The organism is Vibrio sp. (assembly GCF_050299255.1).
GTDB lineage: Bacteria > Pseudomonadota > Gammaproteobacteria > Enterobacterales > Vibrionaceae > Vibrio.
In genome coordinates, this window is sequence record NZ_JBNKVP010000164.1 from 1 (window position 1) to 2,363 (window position 2,363).

2 protein-coding genes are annotated in these 2,363 nt (G+C 48.5%); both read left to right on the forward strand.

Annotated elements, in window-relative coordinates:
* Positions 1-640 (forward strand): uroporphyrinogen-III C-methyltransferase (locus tag ACQY6F_RS18770; protein WP_428776622.1); only part of this gene is annotated, 640 nt, incomplete at its 5' end.
* Positions 640-1,821: a heme biosynthesis protein HemY gene (locus tag ACQY6F_RS18775; protein WP_428776624.1), complete on the forward strand. Its 1,182-nt coding sequence runs from the start codon at positions 640-642 to the stop codon at positions 1,819-1,821. The genes ACQY6F_RS18770 and ACQY6F_RS18775, both read left to right, overlap by 1 nt.
* The last annotated feature ends 542 nt before the right edge of the window (positions 1,822-2,363 follow it).

Consider the following 2,363-nt stretch of genomic DNA (forward strand, 5'->3'; position numbering starts at 1 on the left):
TTTAATGGAAAGTGCCGACCAACGTATCGCCGCGCTTAACGATCCCAGCCTGGTGCCCCTGCGTAAAGCAATGGCGAACGACATCACCAATCTCAAGTCCGTACCGCTGGTCGATCGGGACGGCTTGGTACTACGGTTGATCGCACTGCAACGCCAGGTTGAGCATCTGCCGCTGGCCAATGCCATCTTACCGGAAGCCGCCAAAGCAGAAGTCGCCGTCGTATCAGAAGATGTCAATGACTGGCAAAACAATCTGATGACTTCACTAAAAGATTTTGCCGACAATTTCATCACCTTCCGCACCCGCGATGGCAATGTCATACCACTGCTATCACCCAAACAGCATTTTTATCTGCGGGAAAATCTCAAAGCCAAACTTGAGACAGCAATTAAAGCCGTTTACGACGAGCAGCAGGATATCTACCAGGCCTCTGTGACGATCGCCAATGAATGGTCGGTGGCTTTCTTTAATCAAAATGACAGCGGCGTACAAGAGTTCAATCAGACGCTGACAAAGCTAGCCGATGTCAAACTGGCAGTTAACTACCCTGAAAAGCTAGAGTCGCAACCACTGTTATCCGATGTCATTCGTGAGCGACTGAGACGGGAAGTGACATCACTGATCACGGAGGATGAATAATGTTTAGGATTATTTTTCTGTTCGTGATTTTGGGGCTGGGGCTGTTTGCCGGCACTCAATACGCCGGTCAACAGGGTTATGTACTGATTTCCGTCGCCAGCCACACCATAGAGATGAGTGTAACTACCTTGGTCATTTTCGTGATTGCTGCCCTGGCCGCTCTTTTTGGCCTGGAGTACGTGATTAAGAAAATGCTATCTGCCAGCTCCGCCACCTGGAACTGGTTCAGCATCCGTAAAATGCGTCGTTCGCGCCGCTTTACTAATCAAGGTATTATCAAACTGCTTGAAGGGGACTGGCAGCAGGCTGAGAAGAAAGTCACCCGATGGGCTGACTACCACGATATGCCATTGCTGTGCTACTTGGTCGCCTCTGAAGCGGCACAGGGCATGGGCGACAAAGACAAGCGTGACCGCTACCTGGAATTGGCAGCTAAACAACCAGAATCTCAGTTGGCGGTAGAATTAACCCGAGCCAAACAACTTGAAGCCGATGGCGACTATACTCAGGCTTTGCAAATTCTGTCCGAGTTAAAGCAGCAACACCCAAACAATGCCATCGTGCTGAAGCTGCTTAAAGTGACTTACATTGAGCTCAAAATGTGGCAGCCGCTGCTGCAGCTTGTCGACCAGCTGGCCAAACATAAGCTAATTGACTCCGATGAGCAGCAGCAACTGGCGCTAAAAGCCCAATGCGGCATGTTGGTGGAAGTGGCTGAACAAGCCGGAAGTGAAGGGCTGATAAAGCACTGGGATCAACTGTCCCGCAAGTGGAAAAACCACCTCACTGTTGTTGAGTGCTTTATCAAACAACTGATGGCCAGAAGAGCAGACAATGAGGCTTTTACTGTAGTGAAAGAGACCCTCAAGAAACACCCGAATTCACATTTGTATACCCTGCTACCCGATTTGCAGTTACCAGACAGCCATCCGGCCATCGTGTTGTTGGAAGCAGCATTGCGTAAGGACGCTCAGAATGCTGAAGCACATAGTGCGCTGGCACAGTTCTTCCTACGTGAACAAAAATGGCAGCTGGCTCAACAGCATCTGGAAAAAGCACTGTCGGTTCGTTCGAACGTATCCGATTACGCCTATCTGGCCGATGCGTTGGAAAAGCAGAATCTGCCTAAAGCCGCTCATGAGGTATCCCGTAAGGCGCTCTCTCTGATCGAAGCGAAATAAACACTTTTTCTGATCATCTAAGCCGGCCTGGATTTGGCCGGCTTTTTTCTTTTTGTCATTGCAGGTTCATTCCAGAACCCACCATAAATCATACACTTATCTTATTCGTTAAATCCGCTACGACTCTTACTCAGCCAAGGTACTCTAGTTGCACTCTGACATCCGGAGCGACAAATTGGAATAACAGCGCCTTAACGAGCGCTCAGCAAAGATTGAACGCTGGATATAGTGAAGCACTAGGTCCATTAGTCGAGCTAGGACTGTAACCGACGATTCCAGTTGCCAATATGATGTACCAGCTACGAGAAGTTGTGATAGCAAAAAGAGTAAATAGACAACAGAGGAGCTTGTAGTTTTGCAGTTTATAAAGACGGCGTGTAAAAGTAAGCTCGATGGAAGTAAAGGTGATTGGACTGTCACTGATGAATAATCGTGTGCAGCATCGGCCGGTAAGCAACACAAGTCTAATCCGAATGACAGAAAGCCCAGAGACATAAACAGCCATTTATGACGTGGCATCTAAGAAGTAGCAAAGCGAGATC

Bases quoted from the DNA above. Each gene is read 5' to 3' on its own strand.
- ACQY6F_RS18775 (WP_428776624.1), top strand. From the start codon at position 640: ATGTTTAGGATTATTTTTCTGTTCGTGATTTTGGGGCTGGGGCTGTTT.